This is a genomic window from Bacillus sp. YH3-2-B2, from assembly GCF_053663335.1.
Window position 1 is genome coordinate 507,690 of sequence record NZ_JBSJQE010000003.1, and the last position, 15,196, is coordinate 522,885.

Annotated in this window: 17 protein-coding genes and 1 pseudogene; 1 reads left to right on the forward strand and 17 read right to left on the reverse strand. The window is 46.3% G+C overall.

Translation table 11 applies throughout. From position 1 onward, the window contains the following. Window positions 1-301: 301 nt before the first annotated feature. The 15 genes and pseudogenes from recO to rpsU all read right to left on the reverse strand — a co-directional run bounded on the left by recO (window position 302) and on the right by rpsU (window position 11,922). Entirely contained in the window at window positions 302-1,069 is a 768-nt protein-coding gene (gene recO / locus ACWJJX_RS12655) for a DNA repair protein RecO (protein WP_146284344.1), read from the reverse strand. 36 nt (window positions 1,070-1,105) lie between these two features. Further along, window positions 1,106-1,249, reverse strand: coding sequence for a YqzL family protein (locus ACWJJX_RS12660; RefSeq protein ID WP_007408286.1), 144 nt, complete (start codon window positions 1,247-1,249; stop codon window positions 1,106-1,108). A gap of 155 nt (window positions 1,250-1,404) precedes the next feature. Next, window positions 1,405-2,310 carry a GTPase Era gene (gene era, locus ACWJJX_RS12665; RefSeq protein WP_007408285.1) on the reverse strand — a complete coding sequence of 302 codons (906 nt, stop codon included), beginning with the start codon at window positions 2,308-2,310 and terminating at the stop codon, window positions 1,405-1,407. After that, window positions 2,291-2,701, reverse strand: a complete 411-nt coding sequence (locus ACWJJX_RS12670) for a cytidine deaminase (protein WP_003152976.1) — start codon at window positions 2,699-2,701, stop codon at window positions 2,291-2,293. Before ACWJJX_RS12670 ends, era begins: the two co-directional genes overlap by 20 nt. A 123-nt stretch (window positions 2,702-2,824) precedes the next feature. Beyond that, window positions 2,825-3,199 (reverse strand): diacylglycerol kinase family protein, encoded by a 375-nt coding sequence (locus ACWJJX_RS12675; RefSeq protein WP_003152974.1) that lies wholly within the window; start codon window positions 3,197-3,199, stop codon window positions 2,825-2,827. After that, window positions 3,180-3,653, reverse strand: coding sequence for an rRNA maturation RNase YbeY (ybeY, locus tag ACWJJX_RS12680; RefSeq protein ID WP_003152973.1), 474 nt, complete (start codon window positions 3,651-3,653; stop codon window positions 3,180-3,182). The genes ACWJJX_RS12675 and ybeY overlap by 20 nt, the downstream gene beginning before the upstream one ends. Beyond that, the gene (locus ACWJJX_RS12685; RefSeq protein WP_003152972.1) at window positions 3,654-5,786 is read right to left on the reverse strand and encodes an HD family phosphohydrolase; all 2,133 of its coding nucleotides are present in this window, start codon (window positions 5,784-5,786) and stop codon (window positions 3,654-3,656) included. Window positions 5,787-5,866: 80 nt separating this feature from the next. Then, window positions 5,867-6,826 (reverse strand): PhoH family protein, encoded by a 960-nt coding sequence (locus ACWJJX_RS12690; protein WP_003152970.1) that lies wholly within the window; start codon window positions 6,824-6,826, stop codon window positions 5,867-5,869. Next, window positions 6,790-8,014: pseudogene (gene yqfD, locus ACWJJX_RS12695) on the reverse strand (sporulation protein YqfD). Before yqfD ends, ACWJJX_RS12690 begins: the two are co-directional and overlap by 37 nt. Before the next feature lie 17 nt (window positions 8,015-8,031). After that, the gene (gene yqfC / locus ACWJJX_RS12700; protein ID WP_003152966.1) at window positions 8,032-8,313 is read right to left on the reverse strand and encodes a sporulation protein YqfC; all 282 of its coding nucleotides are present in this window, start codon (window positions 8,311-8,313) and stop codon (window positions 8,032-8,034) included. Between the two features lie 56 nt (window positions 8,314-8,369). After that, on the reverse strand, window positions 8,370-8,804 hold the full coding sequence (locus tag ACWJJX_RS12705) for a hypothetical protein (RefSeq protein ID WP_454023011.1): 435 nt from the start codon (window positions 8,802-8,804) through the stop codon (window positions 8,370-8,372). A 27-nt stretch (window positions 8,805-8,831) separates the two neighbouring features. Beyond that, window positions 8,832-9,824 (reverse strand): flotillin-like protein FloA, encoded by a 993-nt coding sequence (gene floA, locus ACWJJX_RS12710; protein ID WP_003152961.1) that lies wholly within the window; start codon window positions 9,822-9,824, stop codon window positions 8,832-8,834. Between the two features lie 24 nt (window positions 9,825-9,848). Beyond that, window positions 9,849-11,165 (reverse strand): NfeD family protein, encoded by a 1,317-nt coding sequence (locus tag ACWJJX_RS12715; protein WP_454023012.1) that lies wholly within the window; start codon window positions 11,163-11,165, stop codon window positions 9,849-9,851. A 122-nt stretch (window positions 11,166-11,287) separates the two neighbouring features. Further along, window positions 11,288-11,734: a GatB/YqeY domain-containing protein gene (locus tag ACWJJX_RS12720; RefSeq protein ID WP_003152958.1), complete on the reverse strand. Its 447-nt coding sequence runs from the start codon at window positions 11,732-11,734 to the stop codon at window positions 11,288-11,290. Window positions 11,735-11,748: 14 nt separating this feature from the next. Then, on the reverse strand, window positions 11,749-11,922 hold the full coding sequence (gene rpsU, locus ACWJJX_RS12725) for a 30S ribosomal protein S21 (RefSeq protein WP_003152957.1): 174 nt from the start codon (window positions 11,920-11,922) through the stop codon (window positions 11,749-11,751). Between the two features lie 171 nt (window positions 11,923-12,093). On the opposite strand from rpsU, the gene ACWJJX_RS12730 reads away from it, so the two are divergent. Next, complete coding sequence (locus ACWJJX_RS12730) at window positions 12,094-13,020, forward strand: Na/Pi symporter (RefSeq protein WP_070082128.1); 927 nt, start codon at window positions 12,094-12,096, stop codon at window positions 13,018-13,020. A 37-nt stretch (window positions 13,021-13,057) separates the two neighbouring features. Here ACWJJX_RS12730 and mtaB read toward each other — a convergent pair whose 3' ends face one another. Together mtaB and ACWJJX_RS12740 are read right to left on the reverse strand one after the other, a co-directional pair. Beyond that, window positions 13,058-14,413, reverse strand: a complete 1,356-nt coding sequence (mtaB, locus tag ACWJJX_RS12735; protein WP_014305444.1) for a tRNA (N(6)-L-threonylcarbamoyladenosine(37)-C(2))-methylthiotransferase MtaB — start codon at window positions 14,411-14,413, stop codon at window positions 13,058-13,060. Then, window positions 14,413-15,183: a 16S rRNA (uracil(1498)-N(3))-methyltransferase gene (locus tag ACWJJX_RS12740; protein ID WP_003152900.1), complete on the reverse strand. Its 771-nt coding sequence runs from the start codon at window positions 15,181-15,183 to the stop codon at window positions 14,413-14,415. The genes mtaB and ACWJJX_RS12740 overlap by 1 nt, the downstream gene beginning before the upstream one ends. Between the last annotated feature and the right edge of the window lie 13 nt (window positions 15,184-15,196).

Genomic DNA, 15,196 nt, shown 5'->3' on the forward strand with positions numbered 1-15,196 from the left:
TTCAAGCACCTCCACTTTCTCCATTCTTTTACAAGTGCGGCGGCAACCAAAAAACTCCCGTCTCTATGCTTGCCGGCCGCAAACATAGGGACGAGAGTTCTCCCGCGGTTCCACCCTAGTTGCTGAGGATGTGAATCACTCAGCCTCTTTTTAAAGGGTTGCTCGAGAATGCCTTTCGTTGCGCGCTCATCCTTAGCTTACACTGTCCTAAGGTCGCTTGTATGAGTTGGACGCAAGTACTTCTTTCTGTCACTGCAACATATTTTATAATAAATGATCATATAAAAAGATGGGCAGAATGTCAACTTTTGTTTTCATCCAAAAGGTTCTTCATGCTTTCCATCTGGTCTAAAAACCGTTTTGACTTTAAATAAAGTCCTGAATATTCCTCGTAATACAGATCAATGACCTGTTTAATTTCGTTTTTGGTTTCCTGTTTTAACGAGACGCTGCCGAGCCTTCCGATATCAAAGTAATAAAAAAGCCTTAGCAGCCTTGCCGTTTGCGGCGAAATCGGAACTCTGTACGGATCCTTTTCAAAGCAGTGGTGGCAGATAAAACCGTTATCTCTTATCGAAAAATGAAACGTCCCTTCCCCGCTTTTGCAGTGGACACAATGATTCAGCTCCGGATACAGCCCCATGACGCCGAGCATTTTCATCTGCACGATGAAGGTGATCACGTCCGGGTCAGTCCCGTCATTCAGCCTCTTAAAGGATTCGAGAATCAATTCGAATAAATAGGGGTTCGGTTTCTTCTCTTCCGTTCCTTTGTCAGTGAGTTCAGCGATAAAAGCGGCATACGCCGTCAAAAATAAATCTTCTCTGATCGTTCTCATGCTGAGAATCATTTCACCCTGCTGGAGCGTGCCGAGTCCGGATGTTCTTTGCATTAAAAATGACCCGTACAAAAACGGCTGGCTGACTGCTGACAGCCGGCTGGCTGACTTCCTGGCGCCCCTTGCCATGACGCCGATTTTGCCGTGTTCCCTCGTCAGCAATGTCACGATTTTATTCGTCTCCCCGTAGTCATTCGTACGGAGCACGATTCCTTCACATTTAGTCAGCATTTCCGCACCTTCCAACAACGGGAGGGGCCAAGAGGTTTACAAAATTGGAAAATCAATTCGGGCTAGCTCATCTTCCGGTTCTTCGGGTCTTTCCAGGTTCTCTTTTTCCAGTTCTTTAAAAAGAAGGTACGTATCAACACTTCCTGTTTGAGAAAATACGTTCCAGGTAAAATTCAACACAAAAAACCCACCTTTCATCATTAAACTAGCTTGCCAATCCAAATTCTTACCCTTATCTTGACCTGATGTCCTCCTTTTCATGTTAAACAAATTTTGCTAACGAATCCCTGTTTCTGTGAGGTAATCCCACACATCAGGCATGCGCCTCAGATGAATTAATATTCATCCTCTTTGAAGCCGAAATCACGCAGCTGAGACATTTTATTCCGCCAGTCCTTCTGCACTTTCACCCATAATTCGAGGTAAACGCGTGAACCCAGCAGCGCTTCAATATCAGCCCGCGCTCTTTTGCCGACTTCTTTCAGAAGCGCTCCTTTTTTCCCGATGACGATGCCTTTTTGAGAATCCCGCTCGACCACAATGGTGGCGGCGACATGGACAGAGCCGTTTTCCTGCCCTTTAATGGACTCGATAGCGACAGCGATGCTGTGCGGCACTTCTTCCCTTGTCAAATGGAGCACCTTTTCCCTGATCAGTTCAGAAATAATGAACCGCTCGGGATGGTCAGTCACCTGATCGCTCGGATAGAACTGAGGCCCTTCCGGTAAATACGCTTCAATCTGCGCGAGAAGGGTTTCGACGTTGTTCCCTTCCAAAGCTGAGATCGGCACGATTTCTTTAAACGGATAGCGCGTACGGTACTCATCAATTAAAAGAAGCAGCTGGTCGGGGTGGATCTTATCAATTTTGTTTACGATCAGAAAGACCGGCGTGGACGTCTGTCCGAGCTTTTCAATGATAAACTCGTCGCCCTTTCCGTACCCTTCTTCGGCGTTAATCATAAATAACACCAAGTCAACTTCTTTCAGCGTATTCTGCGCCACTTTCATCATAAAGTCGCCAAGCTTGTGCTTCGGTTTGTGAATGCCCGGTGTATCAATAAAAATAGTCTGCGACGTGCCGGTTGTCAGTACCCCTTGGACTTTATTTCTTGTCGTCTGAGGTTTGTCGCTCATGATGGCGATCTTTTGACCGATGACCCTGTTTAAAAAGGTAGACTTTCCTACGTTCGGTCTTCCGATGATAGATACAAATCCTGATTTAAAGCTTTCGTTCGTCATGTAAATCCTCCGATGAAAATGCGCCCGGCAATAATTCTTCCGCAGTCATTTCTTTTATTTGTCCTTGTAAGTTGGTCAGAATAACAAGCATATCCTTTGAGCACAGCTCGGAAATTACTTGTCTGCAGGCTCCGCACGGCGAAACCGGTCCCGGAGTATCCGCAGCCACGGCGAGCATCGCAAATTCCGTATCCCCCTCGGAAACAGCTTTGAATATCGCCGTGCGTTCAGCACAGTTGCACATGCTGTATGCCGCATTTTCAATGTTGCAGCCTCTGTACACTTTTCCGTCTTTGGTAAGAAGAGCGGCTCCCACTCTGAAATTTGAATACGGCACATACGCTGTGTCCCGTGCTTTTAATGCTTCTGCAATCAATTCTTGTCTGTTCATGTGTACTTAATTCCTCTCTTACCTTTATCCTGTATGATACCGCTGTCACTTTTATTTTACATAATTATGATCGGTTTTTCACGCCCATTTTTGGCAATGTAAAATAATTGTAAGAATCTTCTGCTAACATATCTTCGGCAGGAAGATGAGTAAACCAATGATACACGATATCACGGCAAAGACGCAAACGGCTCCGGCGGCCGCGTCCTTTGCCGCTTTTGCGAGCGGGTGATACTGATCGGTAACTAAATCCACAACATGCTCTATCGCCGTATTTAAAAGCTCCAAAGCAAGCATCCCTCCGATCAGCACCAAAACAACGGCCCATTCGGCTGTGCTCAGCCCGGTGAGAAAACCGCAAACGATAACGGCGCAGGCCGCGGTAATATGAAATTGAAAATTCCGCTCTGACCGCGCCGTTTTCCAGATTCCCCTCCATGCATGGACAAAGCTCTTCAGGAACCTGCTCCACTCGTTTTTATGATCTCGTGAGTCCATACTCATCCAGCAAATCCTTTTGCTTTGAAAACATTTCTTCCTCTTCTTCTTTTGTCATGTGATCATAGCCAAGCAAATGCAAAAAGCCGTGCACGGCCAGAAAACCGAGCTCTCTCATAAACGAATGGCCGTACTCTTCCGCCTGCTCTTTCGTTCTGTCTGCGCTGATGATAATATCTCCTAAAACAGGCGGCATGTCGGCGCCTACGATTTCAACCTCGTCTTCGCCTTCTTCTTCAAGCGCAAATGAAATGACGTCAGTCGGAGTGTCTTTTCCCCGGTAGTCTCTGTTGATTTCTCTGATTTCTTCATTTGTCACAATCGTGACCGATACTTCAGCCTGATCCTGAACGCCTTCTTTTTCCGCCGCGAATTGGAGCAGCTTCTCCACTTCTTGGAGCGCATCAGCTGAGACGCTGTTCGTTTCATCAACAATATCTATGAGTAAACCCATTTATTTCACCTTCTTCGTAGCCTCCGGATATTCAATCCGGGAGTGGAAAATTCCTTTTAAAGTCGCACATAGTGTTTTTGCGATCGTATCCAGTTCTCGGAACGTGAGATCACATTCTGAGAATTGTCCGTCCTGAAGCTTATCGGATATAATTCCCCGCACCAGTTTTTCGATCCGCTCAGGATTGGGATTATGCATGGAACGGACGGCGGCTTCAACGCTGTCGGCCACTGAGATAATAGCCGCTTCTTTCGATTGCGGCTTCGGCCCCGGGTAGCGGAACTCTTTCTCTGTAATCTGGTCGCCCTTTTCTTTCGCTTTATAATAAAAGAATTTTAAAAGGGACGTTCCGTGATGCTGTTCCGCGATATCCACAAGCTCTTTCGGAAACTTATAGCTTCTGAGCATATTCGCACCGTCTGTCGTATGTGCGATAATGATATTTTTGCTGAGCTGCGGAGACAGCTTGTCATGCGGATTATCCATATTCATCTGATTTTCAATAAAATATTGCGGACGTTTCGTTTTGCCGAGATCGTGATAATACGCTCCGACCCGTGCCAAAAGACCGTTTGCCCCTACGGCTTCACAAGCCGCTTCCGACAGATTTGCCACCATGACGCTGTGATGATATGTACCGGGTGTTTCCGTTAAAATCTTTCGAAGCAGGGGATGATTCGGATTAGACAGTTCAATCAGCCTCATCGTTGAAAGAATGCCGAATCCCGTCTCAAAAAACGGCATCAGACCGATAATTAAAACGGATGAAGCAAGTCCCGAGACGACCCCCATCAGCATCAGCGTTCCGATTTCAACCGGTGACAGCGCCGTATTTTGTATTAATAAAAGCGACAGCACGATAATCATATTAATAAATGAGACGAACAGTCCCGCCTGCAATATTTTTGATCTCGCATTGTGTTTCCCCAAAAACAGAATGCCTGAAATGCTGCTGATTAAATAGTAAATGCCGATGACGTAATTAAATGTTCCCGTCACACCCTGATTAAACATCATACTGCCGCAGATCGCCAGAATGATGCTTCCTAAAATGGCGAGCCTTTCATTGAGCAGCAGCCTGATTAAAATCGCGCCGGCGGCGATCGGCACAAGATAGCCGATATTGGTGTATTCAATCTTCTGAAAGAGACTGACGACTTCCATAATGACGAGAATAAGCGTTGTAATGATAGAAAACAGCAAAAGAGATTTATTTTTCAGCTTAAGCTCCTGCTGCTGTTTCTCAAAATAGTAGACAAGCGTGGCAATAAACAGCCCGATCATCAGAAGCAGACCGCTGATCGGTTTTAACAGGTTGGAATTATTCAAAAGCCCCGTCAGTTCAAGCTTCCTGTATACTTCCCGGTCGATCAGATCATTCTCTTCCACGAGAACCTGTCCCTGTTTGATCTGTACCGGCTGGACGCTGTCTGACGCTTCCTGGCGTTTTTCATCCGTCGCTTTCGGATCAAATACGTAATTCGGGATGACCGCGTATTTTCCGATTTCAGTCGCAGCCGCTAAATATTTTGACGGCACAGAAGCGCTTTTGAGCTCTTTTGCGACCTTATCCTTCGCTTCAGCAAGCTTTTCAGAAGGAATTTCACTGCTCATCACCGTATTCACCGCGGTAATGACGGAATCCCTCACAAATGAGAAATCTTCATTGTTTGCATGGAGAAGCGATTTAATGGCATCTTCCGAGACGGATTCATTGACATCCTGTGTCAGCTTGTTTTTCACCGATTTGACCAGTGATTTTTCCGATGGTGACTTTTTGTCTTTTTCCGCATCTTTTTTCACTTCGCCGATGCTGTCAAAAATGGAAGTGATCAGGTCAAGCCGGTTGTCGGTATAGCCTTTTTTCAGGGTGTATTGATCTTCCACCGCATCTTCGGCCGCCTGTTTTTTCGATTCCGTCGCCTGCTGATCTTCCACTGTGGCGGGCGCGTAAATCGTCTTATCACTGACTGAAAACAAATCCAAATTAAGTGATTCAGGTTTTACATGAATAAAGAGCAAACCAAACATGATCGCTGAAAGCAGCAGGTACAGCAGCACATGGGCTGAGCGGGCATGTCTGAAACTGCGGAACCGTTCCCGGGCGCTTTTGCCCTTTTCCTTCTTTTTCAAAACAAGAACCTCCTCCCTGAAACATCAGGAACACATCATATAAAAATGACCCGATAACGGGAGATCGGGTCATTTTTGCATTACTTTTGCTTATCATAAGCTTCAATAATTTTTGCAACAAGCGGATGCCTGACCACATCTGTCTGGTCAAGTTCAATCACGGAGATGCCGTTTATATCCTTCAGCATATCCTTCGCTACTGCAAGTCCCGATGTGACGCCTTTCGGCAGGTCAATTTGGCTTACGTCGCCCGTAATGATCATTTTAGAGCCAAAACCCAATCTCGTCAAAAACATTTTCATTTGAGCGGGAGTGGTATTCTGGGCTTCATCAAGAATCACATACGCGTCGTCAAGCGTCCGCCCTCTCATATAGGCAAGCGGGGCAATTTCGATAACCCCTCTTTCCATAAGACGCTCCGTATGGTCGCTTCCGAGCACATCATGGAGCGCGTCATACAGCGGGCGCAGATAAGGATCTACTTTTTCCTTTAAATCTCCGGGCAGAAAACCGAGGCTCTCGCCGGCTTCCACAGCGGGTCTTGTTAAAATGATTTTTTTAATGTGGCCGTTTTTTAAAGCATGCACCGCTTTTACGACCGCCAAATAAGTTTTGCCGGTTCCCGCCGGCCCGATGCCGAACACCATGTCGTTTTTCTTCATCGCCGCCACATATTCTCTTTGGCCGAGGGTTTTGACACGGATCGGTTTGCCTTTTGCCGTTTTCGTTATTTCCTCTTCATACATGCTTTCAAAATAGTCCAGTTCATCTTTTTTTGCCATTTTCACGGCATACAGCACATCACGTTCCGAAATCTCGATCCCCTTGCGAATTAAAGTAAGGAGCGAGCCTAATAATCTGTCAGCGATCTCAAATGTTTCATCATTCCCGGAAACGTAAATGGTTTCACCGCGTGTGATGAGGCTAATGCCCAGATCCTTCTCCATTAAATGTAAAAAGGCATCTTGGCTGCCGAACAAAGAAAGTGCTTCGTCCGGGCTTTTCAGTTTGTGATTAATCGCAAGTAAATGTTCTGCCATTCTTTAGTCTCCCTGAACAATAGGTGTGGTTTGAACGATATCTTCTATAACTTGGTAGAGAATAATCAACTTTACTTTACCATTCTCAACGGATTGGTGCAAAACTTTTTCACTTTCCACCTCTCCGCTGCCGTTTAATCGCTTTTCTACATCTTGTCTTCCCATTTTGATACCGGCCTGAACCGCTTCGCCTTTCGTATAAGTCCGCACGGTTGTTTCACTTTCTCTTGTCTGTTCTTGAACGTAAGACACCGGAAGCTTCATCCCCAGAAATTGAAACGGGTGCTTTTCTTCCTCTGTTTTCGGATGTTTCAGCGGCTCCTCATTAAATTCAAAGCCCCAAAAAGGCACGCCCCATGATCCGAAAGACAGCTTGTGCTTCGTCCTTACTTTACCCGTATATAGCGTAAATGATGTTTCAAGAGGCACGGTTACTTCTGACTTGTACCATGTTTCTCCGTAAATTTCCGCTTTTGAGGCGACTTTCCGGTCTTCATTTCCGATCAGTCCTGAGACGAGAAGCTGTCCTTTGTTAACATGATCGTTCACAAAAGCCATCGGCTGCCCCTTTTGCACGAACATCCTTTTGATGACCGCCTTCTTTTTGGCAACGATATGGCGGGGGCTCACGTACTTTTCTTTTGTCGGTTCGTTTTTTTCGACCACTTTCATATGAAGGGCTGTCCCGTTCAATTCCACACCGACCCACGTAATATTATCAATGCCGTTTGTTAATGATTTTTGGATTTTCTCCGGCGTCATCATTAAAAATTGCAAACGGCCTTTTTTCACACCGATTTCTTCAAGGTGCTTTACCATCTGATGCTCGGTTTCGGGCTTGGCCCCTTTAATATCAATGTCCCAAATCATGTTGGACAAAAGAAACAATATAATGAAAAACATCACAAATCCCGCAGTGAAGCCCAGGTTTAATTTTGATTTGAGAAGCAGAAAGGGAAGACCCTTTCTTTTTGTAAAGCTTGCTTTGCATTCATGTTTTCTGATGACTCTTCTGAAAGCATGTACATCTTGAAGCTGAATCATCAGCAGAATACAGTCTTGCTTTTTTTTCACCGCAAAGATGGCGATTCCGTTTCTCGTGCATTCATTCAGCAGCCGTTCAATCCCTTTTCCTTTGACTTCCATTTGGACTTTACCCGAAAAAAATGACAGCCATTTGTTTTTCACATTATTTCCCCCCGGCTTTATGAATCGACATATCGTACGTGATCTATCGTGCCTTCCAAAAGGATTTCCTCAGGAAGGATTGCCTTAATGACCAAGTTTTTTCCTGATATGATACATTGCCCCTGCTTGAGCATCAGCCTGACTTCTTCTTCGCTGAACAGCAGGAGGCCTCTGTGATTCTCTATGTAGATATGAAGTCTGCCGACCATCGTAATACGAGGCAGATCCATCATAACGTCCGGGGGAATTTCCAATGCTCTTGTCAGCCATGCCTTTACACGATTCTTTCTTTGCCCCATAAAAAAAGAACCCCCTTTCATCTCATATGTATGATTTGAAAAGGGGTTCTAACACTTTATTTTTTACCGATGTTCCGCATGATCCGATGCGGTTTTTTTGCACGGGGCGAACCCAAAACCTCACTGAATATAATGCCTTGGACCGCAGTTTCTTTATTTATTTTGAGGGCTGATTTCTTCAGAGATGCGTTTCGTGCGCGTTGAGATGTCAGCTTATGTTCAAGCCCGTTAAACATCTGCTCCGTCTCCGCTAGGCGCTTTTCAGCTTCCCTTCTTTTTTGCTCAAAAGGGTTCTCTTCTGAAACGGCAGGCAATTCTTCCGCTTCCGGCTTATGCTCTTTCTGCGGCTGTTTTTGATCCTGCTTTTTTGCCTGATTTTCGGGACGTGTACCCGGCGGCCGTTTTTCATCTTTGTTTTTCTTGCCGAATATTGCCGATATAATGCCGATGACGGCGGCAATGACGAGCGGATTTGTCAGAATCTCGTGCATATAGCGGCTCCCTCCTTAATAGAGAGGTTATTGTTGGTCTTCATCTTGCTGGTCATTCGTCAGCTTGCCGATAGAATCCCTCATGTCCGTATCCGCGTCGATATTTTTTATGTTCATATAGTCCATGACGCCGATGTTTCCTTCACGCAGCGCTTCTGCCATCGCAAGCGGCACTTCGGCTTCTGCTTCCACGACTTTTGCACGCATTTCTTCTACGCGAGCGCGCATTTCCTGCTCTTGGGCGACCGCCATGGCACGGCGCTCTTCGGCTTTTGCCTGCGCAATGTTTTTGTCTGCTTCTGCCTGATCCGTTTGAAGAATCGCTCCGATGTTTTTGCCGATATCAACGTCGGCGATGTCAATCGAAAGAATTTCAAAGGCGGTGCCTGAATCCAGCCCTTTGCCAAGTACGGTCTGCGAAATCATATCAGGGTTTTCCAGCACTTTTTTATGATTACCCGAGGAACCGATTGTCGAGACAATCCCTTCTCCGACACGGGCGACAACCGTCTCTTCTCCCGCTCCTCCGACAAGGCGCTCGATATTGGCTCTTACCGTGATTCTGGCTTTTGCTTTTACTTCAATTCCGTCCATGGCGACACCCGCGATAAACGGTGTTTCAATGACCTTCGGATTGACGCTCATCTGTACGGCTTCCAATACGTCACGCCCGGCCAGGTCAATGGCTGCGCAGCGTTCAAATGTCAGCTCAATATTGGCGCGCTGTGCCGCAATCAGGGCATTGACCACCCTGTCGACATTACCACCGGCCAGATAATGGCTTTCGAGCTGATTTGTTGTTGCGGATAGGCCGGCTTTGTGTGCTTTAATTAACGGATTGACAACGCGGCTTGGTATGACGCGCCGCAGCCTCATTCCGACCAAAGTAAAAATGCTGATTCTGACTCCTGCCGCAAGCGCCGAAATCCATAGCATCACCGGTACAAAGGTGAAGAATATGGCTAACACGATTATGGCAGCTGCAACTATTGCTAAAATCGCCAAACTTGACAGTTCCATCTAATTCCTCCTCAAGGTTATCATCTATATTTCTCTCACGACAATGCGTGAGCCTTCCGCTTTCACTACTTTCACCTGTCTGTCTTTTTCAGTGAATGATCCTTCCGAGACGACATCCAGACGTTCATCATCAATAATGACGGTGCCTGACGGTCTGAGGGCTGTAGCGGTAATGCCGACTTTCCCCAACAGCTCCGTCCGGTTCTGATTTGAAACATAACCGCTCTCCGTGCTTGTTGAATCAGTTAATATTAATTTTTTAAAGAATTTCATTCGTTTCCCCAACACCCTTGTTAATATGATAAAGGCTGTAATAGACACAGCAATGGCGATCAAGAGAGAAACCGCCATTACGGTAAAGCTGCCCGCAGCGAGAAAGAGGCTCGCGATGACGCCTGCAATACCGATAAGACCGATTATGCCTCCGGGCAGAAATATCTCTAAAAGGATAAAAACCAAGCCCGCGCAAAATAAGAATACGCTGTCATAGCCGGCGAATCCGGCAGCGATATGCCCGGTGAAAAACAGCAGCATGGCCGTCAGTCCGACGGCACCCGGTATCCCGAGGCCCGGCGAGAACAATTCAATGGTCAAACCAAGCAAAGCAAGCGTTAATAAGACGGGGACAACAAACGGATTTGTCAGCCATCTGCCCAGTTTGCCGACGAAACCTTCTTTTGCATGGTGAACATCCGCTTTGTCAAAACTTAGCTTTGTATATAAAGCATCAAGGTCTGAAACCGTGCCCTCCGAATATCCGACTTCCTTGGCTTTTTCAGCTGTCAGTGTCAGCAGTTTTCCCTTTGGGGCGCCCGCTTCCTTTGCATTGATGGCGGGATCTGCCATGGCCAGGGCGTATTTCGGATTTCGGTTGTTTTTAACCGCTGCGTCCTCCATTTCTGCATGCCACAGTGATTGAGCCTTTTTGTCCGCCGCGTTTCCTTTTCCGTCGATGATGGCTGCGGCACCCATTTTTCCGCCCGGCGCCATATAGATTTCATCTGCCTGAAGCGCTATATACGCTCCGGCAGAAAGCGCCCGTTTATTAACGTAAGCGGTAACAGGCACATCCGCGCGGCCGATGATATCCGCAATATCCAAGGCTGATTGAACGGCGCCTCCCGGTGTATTGATGTCAAGAATAATGTGTGACGCGCCGGACTCCTTCGCTTCTTTGAAAGAACGCGATAAAAACGAGGCGAGCCCCTGTTCGACATTTTTCTCAACCGGGACGACATAAACCGATGGATGATCAGCTTTCGCGTTCAATTGAACCCCTAATAAAGATAATACAAATAAGCCCAATAGAGCAACAGCAATTCCGGTTTTTTTTCGGAACAAGGCCAATATACCCTCCTTCCCGTTTCGTTCTTCTTTATATACGTAACAAATGTACTTTAGTTTCATTTTTTTATGTATAAAAAAAGACATCTCTCTAGGAAAGATGTCTTTTTTCTTGTCAATTAAGATAATTGACTGCTGACAAGTCTGTTAATTACGCTGCCGTCAGCTTTACCTTTTACTTTAGGCATAATAGCACTCATCACTTTGCCCATGTCCGCTTTGGAGCTCGCACCGACTTCAGCGATGGTTTCATTTACAATTGTCTGCAGCTCTTCTTCAGAAAGCTGCTTCGGTAAATAAATTTCTAAAATGTCCAGCTCTTTTTGAACTTTATCTACTAAATCTAAACGATCAGCGTTTGAAAATTCATGGAGGGAGTCTTTACGTTGCTTAAGTTCACGAGATAGGACAGTAAGTTCCTCATCCTCGGTCAAACTGTCTTTCTTAAGCTTAATTGCTTCGTTTTGAAGTGAAGCTTTCACCATTCGAACGACAGTCAGTTTGTCTTTCTCACGGCTTTTCATATACAGCTTCATATCTTGGTTAAGTCGCTCAAGAAGACTCATAAATCCACCCTCTTTTAGAATTTGCGTTTTCTAGCAGCTTCTGACTTTTTCTTGCGCTTTACGCTAGGTTTTTCATAAAATTCGCGCTTTCTTGCTTCTTGCAAAGTACCTGTCTTTGATACACTGCGTTTGAAGCGACGAAGAGCATCTTCAAGCGATTCGTTTTTTCTAACGACCGTTTTTGACATTCTCTTTCCCTCCCTCCGAATACACCAATCGACTACCTTTAAAAAGATACATATATAAACATGTACTTTGACATTATAATATAAGCCATCAGTCAGGTCAACTAAGCGAGCTCACTTTTCCGTCATGAATAAGGCTGCTTGTCTATATAATGATGGAAAGGGGTGTTTCGTTTGATAATACTGATTCTCTTTACCGCACTTATCCTGTTTTTTTTACTCGGAATGAGCCTGCTCAGGCAGGGCCTGATCGCATTAACGTATTCAAAAATTGAGAAAAGCCTGCTCTTATTTACCGACCACCCTTTGAAAGCTTTTCTCATAAGCATCATATTCACCGGTTTTCTTCAGAGCAGCTCAGCCTTCATGGTCATTGTCATCGGCTTTGTCAGCGCAGGCGCTTTATCTTTTAAACGGACCATTCCGATGATTCTCGGCACGAATGTCGGCTCCACATTTACGACGGAGTTTTTAGCCATAAAGATGGACGTGCTCATTTGGGTGCTTTTTATCGGAGGCCTTGTGTTTATCCTCATCCGTAAATATCCGTTCAGGCAGATCGGTATAAGCTTCCTCGGTCTCAGCATCATCTTTTTTTGCATCACATGCTTCAGCCGACTTGCCGTTCCGCTGACAGAAATGAAGGCGGGGGCGGAGGTTTTGCGCCATGTGAATGATTCGAGCTGGTCCGCTCTTTTTATCGGTATGATATTGACGGCAATCATTCATTCAAGCTCCGTCTGCATCGGCATTTTGATGAGTTTTATGAACGAAGGGGTGATCGGCATTGAACAAGCGGTCAGCGTCGTTCTGGGATCTAATATCGGGACATGCGTCACGGCCGTCATGGCTGCTGTTTCAGGCGGTTATGCCGCCAGACAGACCGCCGGTGCTCACGTAGTGTTTAATATTCTCGGCGTACTGCTCGTCTTTCCCTTCCTGTCTGCATCAGCAGGTATTACGGAGCGCTTGTCTGATGATCCCGCGCAGATGATTGCGCATTTCAGCCTGTTATTTAACGTAGTCACCGCCTTATTGTTTCTGCCGTTCACACATTTGTTTTACCGGCTGATTGACAGGATGATTCCTCCGAAACCGTAAAAAAACCGATGCGGGAAGGCACCGGTTTTTTTATCTGTTATGAAGACATGCGCATGTTCCGGGTCATTTCATCCTCAACGACGCGGACGAATTGTCCTTCATTATACGGATAGCCCGCTTTTTGAATTTTGACTTTGACAAGTTTGCCGATTACATCTTCCGTGCCTTTGAAGACGACTTTCATGTAATTGTCCGTATAGCCGACGAACATGCCGTCCTCATCAGACTCTTTAAACGCCTCTTCCGGAATGATTTCCAGAACCTCTCCTTCATAATCGGAGGCGTATTCTTTGGCAAGCTGGTCAGACAGCGCAATCAGCTTATGCACCCGTTCGTTTTTCACGTTCTCGTCAACCTGGTCTTCCATTCTGGCCGCAGGTGTTCCGGTGCGTTTGCTGTAAGGGAATACGTGAAGCTCTGAAAACTTATGTTCTTTAATGAACCGGTATGTTTCCATAAATTCTTCTTCCGTTTCACCCGGGAAACCGACGATGACATCAGATGTGACAGCAAGACCCGGCAGCGCTTCTTTCAGCTTATTTAAACGGTCCGCGAAAAATTCCATCGTATATTTGCGTCTCATCCGTTTCAGAACGGTGTTTGATCCTGACTGAATCGGGATATGAAGGTGGCGGACGATTTTATCAGACGCGTCCAGCACTTCAATCACTTCATCAGTGATTTGGCTTGCTTCAATAGATGAAATTCTGATCCGCTTCAGTCCTTCTACACGTGTATCAAGCTCGCGGAGAAGCTTGGCGAAATTATAATCTTTCATATCTTCGCCGTAGCCGCCCGTATGAATCCCCGTCAGGACGATTTCTTTATAGCCGGCATCCACCAGCTGCTGCGCCTGTTTAATGACTTCTTCCGGATCGCGGGAACGAAGCAGACCGCGCGCCCAAGGGATAATGCAGAACGTACAGAAGTTGTTGCAGCCCTCTTGGATTTTTAACGACGCTCTTGTGCGGTCAGTAAAAGCGGGAACATCCAGCTCTTCAAACACGCGTGCTTTCATAATATTGCCGACGCCGTTGATCGGCTGACGCTCTTCCCTGTACTGCTCAATGTAACCGAGCATTTTTTCACGATCCTGCGTGCCGACGACGATGTCAACACCCGGTATGGCCATAATTTCTGCCGGAGAGGTTTGCGCATAGCACCCTGTTACGCAGATGACGCCGTCAGGATTTTGGCGGATCGCCCGTCTGATGACTTGACGGCTTTTTTTATCTCCCGTGTTTGTTACCGTACATGTATTAATGACATATACATCTGCTGTCTGTTCGAATTCTTTTCGTTCATAACCCGCATCTTTAAACAGCTGCCAGATTGCTTCTGTTTCATAATGATTGACCTTGCAGCCAAGGGTATGAAAAGCAACAGTTGCCATTACTGATCACCTCTTAATAACTCTGTATGATAGGAAACTGCGCTTAACGCGTAAAGAGGCGCAGTTTCAGTCCGTAAAATTCTCGGTCCGAGGCCGCATAAGACGGCGCCTTTTTCTGAAAGCTGATGAACTTCAGACTCAGTCAGACCGCCTTCAGGGCCGAATACGATTAAAAGAGACGAACCTTGCGGAAGGCTTTTAAGCTCCGCGGCGAAAGCGCCCGTTTCTCCCTGCTTTGATGACTCCTCGTATGCAACGACACATTTATCGACATTCTCCGCCATTTCAAGCAGCTGCCGGAACGTATGAACGGTTTTCACTTCGGGAATTTCATTGCGGTACGATTGCTCCGCCGCTTCCTTCGCGATTTTCGCCCATCTCTCCCGCTTTTTTTTTGCCTTTTTGTCGTCTAGCTTAACGACGGATCTGGCGCCCTGAAAGGGGATGAACATACTAGCCCCCAGCTCGGTCCCTTTTTGGATAATCCATTCAAGCTTATCGCCTTTCGGAAGGCCGCTGGCAATCCTGATTTTTAACGGCAGTTCACGGTTTTCACCCGTCCATTCAGCAATGCTGCATGATATATGATCTTTAGAAACCGCTTTGAGCAGGCATAACGCTTCATGGCCGTCTTTCGAACAGCAGATTATCCGGTCTCCCGCACTCATTCTCATGACGTTCGCTATATGGTGGACGTCTTCCCCCGTAATTTGAAAATCGGGAGTTTCGTCCATCTCCTGCTTCGTGAGCTCGATAAAATATCGTTGCATACGCTGTGACACC

Coding starts and splice junctions, on each gene's coding strand:
- floA (WP_003152961.1), bottom strand. CDS start 9,824: ATGGAACTGTCAAGTTTGGCGATTTTAGCAATAGTTGCAGCTGCCATA.
- ACWJJX_RS12670 (WP_003152976.1), bottom strand. CDS start 2,701: ATGAACAGACAAGAATTGATTGCAGAAGCATTAAAAGCACGGGACACA.
- ACWJJX_RS12675 (WP_003152974.1), bottom strand. CDS start 3,199: ATGGACTCACGAGATCATAAAAACGAGTGGAGCAGGTTCCTGAAGAGC.
- ACWJJX_RS12705 (WP_454023011.1), bottom strand. CDS start 8,804: ATGCACGAGATTCTGACAAATCCGCTCGTCATTGCCGCCGTCATCGGC.
- era (WP_007408285.1), bottom strand. CDS start 2,310: ATGACGAACGAAAGCTTTAAATCAGGATTTGTATCTATCATCGGAAGA.
- ybeY (WP_003152973.1), bottom strand. CDS start 3,653: ATGGGTTTACTCATAGATATTGTTGATGAAACGAACAGCGTCTCAGCT.
- ACWJJX_RS12720 (WP_003152958.1), bottom strand. CDS start 11,734: ATGAGTCTTCTTGAGCGACTTAACCAAGATATGAAGCTGTATATGAAA.
- recO (WP_146284344.1), bottom strand. CDS start 1,069: ATGCTGACTAAATGTGAAGGAATCGTGCTCCGTACGAATGACTACGGG.
- rpsU (WP_003152957.1), bottom strand. CDS start 11,922: ATGTCAAAAACGGTCGTTAGAAAAAACGAATCGCTTGAAGATGCTCTT.
- ACWJJX_RS12690 (WP_003152970.1), bottom strand. CDS start 6,826: ATGGCAGAACATTTACTTGCGATTAATCACAAACTGAAAAGCCCGGAC.
- mtaB (WP_014305444.1), bottom strand. CDS start 14,413: ATGGCAACTGTTGCTTTTCATACCCTTGGCTGCAAGGTCAATCATTAT.
- ACWJJX_RS12740 (WP_003152900.1), bottom strand. CDS start 15,183: ATGCAACGATATTTTATCGAGCTCACGAAGCAGGAGATGGACGAAACT.
- yqfC (WP_003152966.1), bottom strand. CDS start 8,313: ATGGGGCAAAGAAAGAATCGTGTAAAGGCATGGCTGACAAGAGCATTG.